Annotated in this window: 6 protein-coding genes; 3 read left to right on the top strand and 3 right to left on the bottom strand. The window is 62.1% G+C overall.

Annotated elements, in window-relative coordinates; translation table 11 throughout:
- Positions 1-10: 10 nt before the first annotated feature.
- Positions 11-1,441: an HlyC/CorC family transporter gene (locus tag HRF45_00185; GenBank protein MEP0764947.1), complete on the top strand. Its 1,431-nt coding sequence runs from the start codon at positions 11-13 to the stop codon at positions 1,439-1,441.
- Positions 1,442-2,169: 728 nt separating this feature from the next.
- Here HRF45_00185 and HRF45_00190 read toward each other — a convergent pair.
- The gene (locus HRF45_00190) at positions 2,170-2,496 is read right to left on the bottom strand and encodes a hypothetical protein (GenBank protein MEP0764948.1); all 327 of its coding nucleotides are present in this window, start codon (positions 2,494-2,496) and stop codon (positions 2,170-2,172) included.
- Between the two features lie 163 nt (positions 2,497-2,659).
- Between HRF45_00190 and HRF45_00195 the strand changes: the two genes are divergently transcribed.
- Positions 2,660-3,337, top strand: a complete 678-nt coding sequence (locus HRF45_00195) for a sulfite exporter TauE/SafE family protein (protein ID MEP0764949.1) — start codon at positions 2,660-2,662, stop codon at positions 3,335-3,337.
- A 472-nt stretch (positions 3,338-3,809) separates the two neighbouring features.
- Here HRF45_00195 and HRF45_00200 read toward each other — a convergent pair whose 3' ends face one another.
- Both HRF45_00200 and HRF45_00205 read right to left on the bottom strand, forming a co-directional pair.
- The gene (locus HRF45_00200; protein MEP0764950.1) at positions 3,810-4,493 is read right to left on the bottom strand and encodes a PEP-CTERM sorting domain-containing protein; all 684 of its coding nucleotides are present in this window, start codon (positions 4,491-4,493) and stop codon (positions 3,810-3,812) included.
- Between the two features lie 228 nt (positions 4,494-4,721).
- Positions 4,722-6,830: a DPP IV N-terminal domain-containing protein gene (locus HRF45_00205; protein ID MEP0764951.1), complete on the bottom strand. Its 2,109-nt coding sequence runs from the start codon at positions 6,828-6,830 to the stop codon at positions 4,722-4,724.
- Positions 6,831-6,935: 105 nt separating this feature from the next.
- On the opposite strand from HRF45_00205, the gene HRF45_00210 reads away from it, so the two are divergent.
- Positions 6,936-7,673 (top strand): hypothetical protein, encoded by a 738-nt coding sequence (locus HRF45_00210; protein MEP0764952.1) that lies wholly within the window; start codon positions 6,936-6,938, stop codon positions 7,671-7,673.
- Positions 7,674-7,978 lie beyond the last annotated feature (305 nt).

Consider the following 7,978-nt stretch of genomic DNA (forward strand, 5'->3'; position numbering starts at 1 on the left):
CGGATCCTCGGTGGGTGCACTCGTCGTTCTTGTCGCGCTGTATCTCGTACTGCGACCCGAATGGCTGCCGCTTTCGGTCGGTATCCAGAGCAGCACCCCGGAGAGCCGAAGCAGCCAATTCTGGCTGGCGGTCGTCTTCGTCATCCTATCGGTGGTTCTTCGCTTCGCACTGGAGCAAGGGGAGACAGCGCTGGCTTCGATTAGCCCGGCACGCGCGGCACAGCTTCGTGAACGGCGGCAAAGAGGAGCCAAGGCGCTTCAGGACCTGACCGACCATCTGGACCATTCCATCCGTACGGTCCGCCTCGGATCGCTACTGCTCCTCGCACTAGGCTTGGTAGTGGGAGTGCTGTACGTTGGAGGAGGGATTGCCGAAGCGCTGCGCAAAGCCGTGCCGACACTGCAGCAGCAAGATGCACTCGGTCTCGCGCATCTAGCGGTGTTCGTAGTGGTTGCAGGGCTCATGATGGTGTTCGGCGAAATGCTACCCCGCAGCCTCGGAGCCGCCAACCCAGAGCGATGCGCTCTTCGCCGTGCGTGGCTCCTGCGTGCCGTTCGAGTCCTTCTCGGACTGCCAGTAGCCCTCAGCGCGTGGCTAGCCGGAAAGCTCTGCTCGCTGTACCGTGTCAAACTGTACACACCTATCCAGGTCGTCACGGAGGAGCAGCTCCGGGACATGCTAGACGCTACCCCGGAAGGCGGCCTCGAAGAAGAAGAAAAGCACATGATCCACTCGGTGTTCGACTTCACAGACACCGTGGTCCGTGAAGTGATGACACCCAGAACGGATATGGACGCCATCTCCGTTGACGCTTCGCTCGCAGAAGTCGCCGAACTGGTTTCCTCGACCGGCCACAGTCGTATCCCCATCTACGAAGAGACCGTGGATCGGATCATCGGCACCATTCACGCCAAAGACCTGCTGAAACACATGCAGGCAGCGCAAAACGTTAACCTGCGCGACATCATGCGCCCCGTCTATCTGATACCGGAGAACAAAAAGATCGGCGAGTTGCTGAGCGAGTTCCGGACCGGCAGGACGCAGATCGCTATCGTACAGGACGAGTACGGTGGTACCGCCGGCCTCGCAACCATCGAGGACATCGTCGAGGAGATCGTCGGCGAAATCGTGGACGAATACGACGAAGAAGAGCCGATGGTGGTGCAGCTGGACGACGGCACCTTCATCGTGGACGGGCGGATGAACCTGGACGACGTGAATGACCACCTGGACTCGGAACTGCAGTCCGAGGAGTTCGACTCGATCGGCGGTTACGTTTTCGGTTTGCTGGGCCACCAGCCGGCACAAGGAGAAGTGGTCGAGGACGCCGGCTGGCAGTTCGAGGTGAAAGAGACCGACGGCCGCCGCATCACGAAGGTGCGTGTGAAGCGACTGCCCGTGTTGACGGACGAAGAAGAACTGGAGCGGGCCGAGAGCTAGGCCCGAGGCTCACGCTGCTAGGCCGCCTCCTCCCTTCGATCGCTTGCGCCATCCGATGGAGATGAGCAGCAGCGCAAGGGGCCACCAGGGGCACACCCCCCGGCTCTGGGACGGAGGTGTAGAGGCAAATGGACCACCTGCCGTCCAGGGGGTTGACCATCCACAGCACCTGCCCCGCGTTGTTGACGGCGAGGGGCTGGGAGTTGGGAAGCCAATCGGTCCAATGCTGTCTCAGTGGCGATGGGCTGTCAGGCACCGGAACTCAGACGCTGTTCGAAATAGTCGTACAACGAGCTGTACGGTACGCTCCCCACTCGGTCTATGATGATCCATGACCCTCCTCCTGGCGTTGACTCTCCTGTCATTCCGAGCGAATTGCGCTCCTCGCACGGCCGTTTTGTCATTCCGAGCGAAGAGAGGAATATCTCTGAACCCTCCCGCCCGCGGCCCGTAGCGCACAAACAGATGCAGGGGGGAGAGAAAGCGATTCCTCGCTTCGCTCGGAATGACGGGGGACGAGCGCAAGCCCCCACGACCTGGTAGCAGTACGGAGAAGTTCTAGCGTGTGTCGCTTCGGCGGCTGGCGCCCCCGGTCCCCACGACGTAGTGCGCGGGACCCCGGGCAGATGGTTCATTATCACCGGATGGGGACAGGCTGCTACGGCGAGCAGGGTGTCAGCGTGCAGGGGCCCCGATGGCCCGTAGGAGCCTGTGCAGGACGTTAGAGGCTAAGTATGCTTGTCGGCGAGCCGTCGGCGCCGTAGCGTCGTGCGGAACTCGGCGCAGTGCGCCATGTGCTCCAGCATCACGGCAGTCCGCGCGTTCACCTCGTCCTCGCTCAGCTCGGGATGGCGCACGTGCAGCATCTCGTGCACTAAGTCCTCCACGGTCAGCGCGCGCGTGTGAAAAATGCAGGGGCCGTCCTCCTCGTGCGCCACGCCGACCAACGGTGCACCGGGCCGACCATGCTCCCCCGTCACCTGCCAGCGACTGATGCGCTCCAGCCGTACCTGGTGAGATAGCCGAAGCTGCCGCCGGAGATACTCCGTAACCATCCGGGCCCTTCGCGGCGTCAGGCGCACGCTAGGGCCCCCGAATCCACTTGTCTCCCCCATCGCCATCCGGTTTTTCCCTATGCCGGGCAAGGCCGTCGCCAAGTACGGTTTCGAGTATATTGGTGCTTTACCGCAGGAACCGGCCCCCGCGAGGACTTCTACGATGGATGCACATCACGAATTGCGTCTCGGCATGTCTCTGGTTGCTGCGTTCCTCTTGGGAGCGTTGCATGTGCTGGAGCCGGCACACGGGCGGAGCATCATCACGGCTGTCGCCGTAGGCCTAACGGGAAGTCGGGCTTCCGTGCTCCGGTACGCGCTGACGGTGACGGTCGCTCATGCCGCCGCGACCTTTCTGATCGCCGTTGCGGTCGCACTGCTCGGGTCGGCCTTGGAGCCCGGCAGCACGGCCGACGCCGTCCGCGCGCTCGGTTCCCTACTGACCATCTATTTGGGCGGCCGGATGCTGAAGCATGCCAGTGAGGAGGGCGCCGACTGCCACTGCCCGATGCACGCGGAAAAGGGGAATGAGGCGTTGGGCCTAGGAGTGGCCGGTGGATTGATCCCTTGTTACGGGTCTTTGGCCCTTGTTATGGCAGCGGCAGGTACGGGGCACTTCGGTGCTGCCGTTCCGTTGGTCCTCGCGTTCGCTCTCGGACTGGGAGTAACGCTGCTCGTGGCAGCCCTGATGTCCGAAGCTCTGGCAAAGGTCTTGCGCGAACGCATGGACCGGCTGTTCCGCTACGCCGGACACGTCTCCGGCGCGGCAATTCTGCTTGCCGGCCTGGGGAACCTGGCCTACGTGATCGCACAGATGCTTTTTGGCGGCCCGGCGCACTGAGCGGTTATGGCGCTCGCGCGCCCGCTCCCTCGAGAATCTGCCGTCCGCTGCGGCCCCCGCCCTCGCGGAAAGGGTCATCGCGCTGGTGCAGCGGCTGCCGGGTGACGTTGCCATGTTCCTCCGGCCGATCCCAGCAGTCGAGCGGCGAGGCATCCTACTTCGCGCGTCCGACGCCTAAGGAGTTCTCTTCCCCGATTGTCATTCCGACCGCAGTGAGGGATCCCCTTCTTGCCGACCTGTGGTCCGGAGTCTGGGTAGTTGGGTCGCACGCGTGCACGGTGGGCGGCGGGTTCAGAAAGGGATTCCTCGGTTTGGTCCCGAGGTTGTCAGGGCGGGCTCGGCCGGCAGCGGCAGAGGGCTGTCGGACAACCACGCTGAGACCGCAAACCCACGAAAAGAATGAAGGCCGGGCTAGGCGCCCGGCCAACTGCACACGAAACCACTCTTTTCGGACACTTATGCCATTAGGAGGTCACTTGCGACGTCGTCTCAGCACGGCGGTTAGCGTGGCCAACGCCATGCCGAGACCCGCGATCTGGCTCGGCTCTGGCACGAAGGACAGTTCCTTCTCCACCAGGGTCAGCGCAGCGAGCGCGGTCTCGTCGATTAGGGTTCTGCCGTTCTCGTCTGTGTACGTCACGCCGCTCAGAACAAAGGTTTCCTTGATCCTGATTGCGTGAGTGGGTCGGTCGAATACGTAGTGGCGCGATGTGGGCTGTACGTAATCAACGCCCGAGTCGGACACAAGGATCGTCGGATTGTTCGCATCCGAGATATCCTTGATCAGTTCGGTCCATGCGATATACGGGTTGAGTGCCTTCTCACCCGGAACGAGCTGCCCCAACAGGTCGACTCGAATGTCGTGGATGGCTGGGCCGCGAGGATCTGCGAATACGTCGCACACCATCACGATGGACCCGATGGATCGACCAGTCCCATTCCCGACGAAAGCATTCGGCAACACGAAGTTGACTGTGGTGTCGAAGATGCGATCGGGGCCGATCTGAATAACGCCAGAGAACGTATCGTAGGCGTCTTCGCTGAGGGACCCATCCAGCACATAGCAATTCCAAGTGACCGTAAAGTCGGCTGCCCGCGCGGCGAAAGGCAGACACAGGGCCACCGCCGCCAAGGCGGCGATCAAGTACCTTCTCATCCAGGTTCTCCTTCAAACACCGACACCTCAACTGGTGTCAGGTTCAATCAAAGCCAAGAAACAACATCCGTGGGCCAACCACCCGTGAGCGGCGGCCTCGTCTCCGTCGCCCTCTATTCTCCAACACTTTTCTCCCGATGTCAAGGGCAACGGGCCGAAAAGATCGAAGAAACTCTGGACTCCCGGATAGATCGCTAGGTGTGCAGGGTCGTCGGTTCGGCCGGAGACCTACATCGAGCGCGCAAGGAACCGTTCCAGCATGGTGAAGATGTGCTCACGCATGCCTTCGATGCCGTGCTTCTTCCCCGGATAGAACATCGTCTCGAACTGCTTGCCGGCCTTCTGCAGCGCCTCGACCAGACGGACCGAGTTCTGAAAGTGCACGTTGTCGTCCGCCATCCCGTGCACTATAAGCATCGCGCCCTGCAGCTTATCCGCGTGAGCCTCCGGCCCGCTACGTGCATAGCCTTCGGGGTTCTGCGCAGGCGTCCGCATGAACTTCTCCGTGTACACGCTGTCGTACAACTCCCAGTGCGTCACCGAAGCCACGCACATGCACGCTGCGAAAACGTCTCCTCCCAACAGCGCACTCAAAGACGAGAGGTAGCCGCCATAGCTCCAGCCCCAGATGGCGATTCGCTTCGGGTCTACGAAGCCCAATGAGGCGAGGTACTTCGCCCCTTCGATCTGATCGTGCGCCTCCCAGCGCCCCAGGTCCATGTACGTGCACTTCGCGAACTCGGACCCTCGCCCACCGGAGCCGCGCCCGTCGCACAGGAAGCACACGTATCCCCTTTGCGCCAGGTACTGGCACAACCAGTCGCCCGTCCACTGATCCGTGCACACCTGCGAGCGCGGCCCGCCGTAGGTCGAGATGAGGGCAGGATACGTTCTGTCCTCTCGAAAGCCCTTGGGTAGCAGAATACGACCGTTGAGCTTCACCCCGTCGCTGGTCCGAAAGGACACGAACTCCCACTCCTGCAACCGGTAGCCTCTCAGCGTTTCGATGCGCGGCTCCACGAGCCTCGCGAGTTCCCGACCCCACGCGCTCCGGACCGTAACCGAGTGCGGGCTGTTGATGGTGCTGTGCATCAGCAGATAGGTTCGCGAGTCATCGGAGAACGAGACGGTGTTCCACCCATCCTCCTTGGTCAGTCGCTTGGCCTTGCCGCCGCTCAGCGGAACCGAGAAGAGGTTCATGTGCATTGGCGAGGGCGACTGAGCGGTGAAGTACACCAGGCCCTCGTCCTCATCCACTGCCTCTACTTTGGCTACGTCGAATTTGCCCTGCGTGATGGGCTGCCGACCACCATCTCGTAGGCTACAGAGCGAAACTTGCCTCCAGCCGGTCTCCTCTCCGATCCAGAGAAAGTGCTCGTTATCGCGCAGGAAGCGTAACTTGCCGGGGCTGTCGACCCATCGGTCATCGGCAGCGCTGAAGGCCACGCGACACCGTCCCGTCTTCGGGTTGCAGACCAGTACGTCGATTCGGTTCTGCAGCCGTGGCATGCGCTGTACGACGAGCTTCCCATCCTCAGTCCACTGCATATGGATCAGATAGCCGTCTTCTTCGTGCTCGGTGTCCATCCACCGCACCGACCCACCCTTCGCCGGGATCACTCCGATGCGAACGACCGGGTTCGGGTCGCCTGCCTTCGGATATCGCATGCGCTCGTGCTTAGGGTGCTTCGGGGTGAAGTCCGTGAACTGAAACTCTGGCACCTTCCGTTCGTCAACCAAGAAGAAGGCGATCCACTTCCCATCGGGCGAGTAGCTCCAACCATCCACCTGCCCCAGCTCCTCCTCGTACACCCATCCGAAGCGACCCACGTACACTGAGGGTTTGGCGAGTTCGGTCAGCCGTGTCTCTTCACCGGTTGCCAGGTCCACCGACCACAGATCGTCGCCGCGCACAAATCCCACGCTCTTGCCGTCCGGCGAGAACTTACCGTTCCGCTGTGGCTTGCCCATAGCGCACAGGCGTCGAAGCGTCTGGCTCGAGGGCTCGTACAGGTAGTACACCCCGGGCATTGAGATGCGCGCGGGACCCTGCGAACACAGGAGCAGCAGCCTTTCGTCCGGCGACCACACAAAGTTGTCAATGCCCATCTGCCGCTTCGGCCGCACGCGCACCTTCTGCACGTCAATCAGCGGCTCGCGCTTGCCGTTCCCAGTGTCCAACTGCCACAGCGTGGTGCAGTCCCGCCCAGGCGCCGTGTGGATATAGCAAAGGGTTTTTCCATCCTTCATCCAGTGCGGATGCGTTGGGAGCGGGTGCTTGAACAGGTCCTTGGTGAAGCAGTCGTGGAGGGTGAAGCGTTTCGTTGAGCCGGTCATCGAGAGAGTGTTCCGCAAAATCCGCTCTGCTCCTTCCGCGTTGGGCCGAAGGGAGGAATCCTCATCCCGTCGAATCTGTGCTGTACCTTCACGAGGCGGTGTGCTATGGCAGAACCGATTCGACGCTCTGACGTGGCGGAGAAGGACATCGAGGCCGGCATCTACTGGCTGATCGGCAGTCTGGTGGTCGCTCTCCTCGGATTCCTGTTCGGTCGGTACGGCGGCGGAGGTCCCGTGTCGACGGTGGGTTGGATCATCCTGGCTGTCACGCCGATCGGACTCATCGTCTCCGGCACGAAGTTCTATGCGGCGAAGAACGTGCCCGGGGTCCCAGTGTTGTGCCCCTATTGCCACTCGAAGACCTATTTCTTAGCCCCGCCGGCTGGCGACTTCACGTGTGATAACTGCCATCGCCGGGTCGCCGTGGAGGACGGGAAGCCGTTGCGGGTGATAGAGGTCAAGTGCGGCTTCTGCGGCTCGCTCCAGCGGTTCTCGGAGCGCACCGAGGTTGCGCTGTGCGAAGAGTGCGATCACGAAATCCCGCTGGCCTCGTCCGAGACCGGTCACATGAAACATCTGGCCAAGGGCATCGCACTGGAGGAGGACCCGCGGCCCTATGACCTCATCCTCGTCGCGCCGGGTCCGCAGGTGGAGCCGCTTATCGGCAGGCTGCAGCAGGTGCTTGCGCTGCCGAGAAACCAGGTAAAGGACATGCTGGTCAGCTTGCCCGTCACGCTGCTACACGGCATTCCGATGCGGAAGGCCAAAATGTTGCACGACGAGCTGGTGCGCATGGGCGCGGCGGTGGACATGAAGCCGCAGGGTGATGCGCCGAGGCGGTAGGCGGCACAGAGGCACGCGTCACCACCCCGTCATGCCGAGGGAGTCGGCACCAATCCGACCTGTCGGCACACCCTCCCGCCCGTGACCGAGGGATGACAGGATAGGGACGGGTCGGTGCCCCGGGCGGCAAAGGCATGAAATCCACCGTGACCGGTTATGCTGTTCGACTCCTGCACCGCGCGAATGATCTGACGTAATCCTCGGCACAAGGCTTGACAAGGGCCGGGGGTTTTGCTATCTTGGTAGCGTGCCCACTATCAGCCGAAGGGCACAAAGGGGGTTAGCATGGCTGAGCTTTCGGGGGG

Source organism: Fimbriimonadia bacterium, assembly GCA_039961735.1.
Classification (GTDB): domain Bacteria; phylum Armatimonadota; class Fimbriimonadia; order Fimbriimonadales; family JABRVX01; genus JABRVX01.

What these genes read in the sequence shown, in the direction of transcription:
- HRF45_00205 (MEP0764951.1), bottom strand. Translation starts at nt 6,830, where the DNA reads ATGACCGGCTCAACGAAACGCTTCACCCTCCACGACTGCTTCACCAAG.
- HRF45_00210 (MEP0764952.1), top strand. Translation starts at nt 6,936, where the DNA reads ATGGCAGAACCGATTCGACGCTCTGACGTGGCGGAGAAGGACATCGAG.
- HRF45_00195 (MEP0764949.1), top strand. Translation starts at nt 2,660, where the DNA reads ATGGATGCACATCACGAATTGCGTCTCGGCATGTCTCTGGTTGCTGCG.
- HRF45_00200 (MEP0764950.1), bottom strand. Translation starts at nt 4,493, where the DNA reads ATGAGAAGGTACTTGATCGCCGCCTTGGCGGCGGTGGCCCTGTGTCTG.
- HRF45_00190 (MEP0764948.1), bottom strand. Translation starts at nt 2,496, where the DNA reads ATGGTTACGGAGTATCTCCGGCGGCAGCTTCGGCTATCTCACCAGGTA.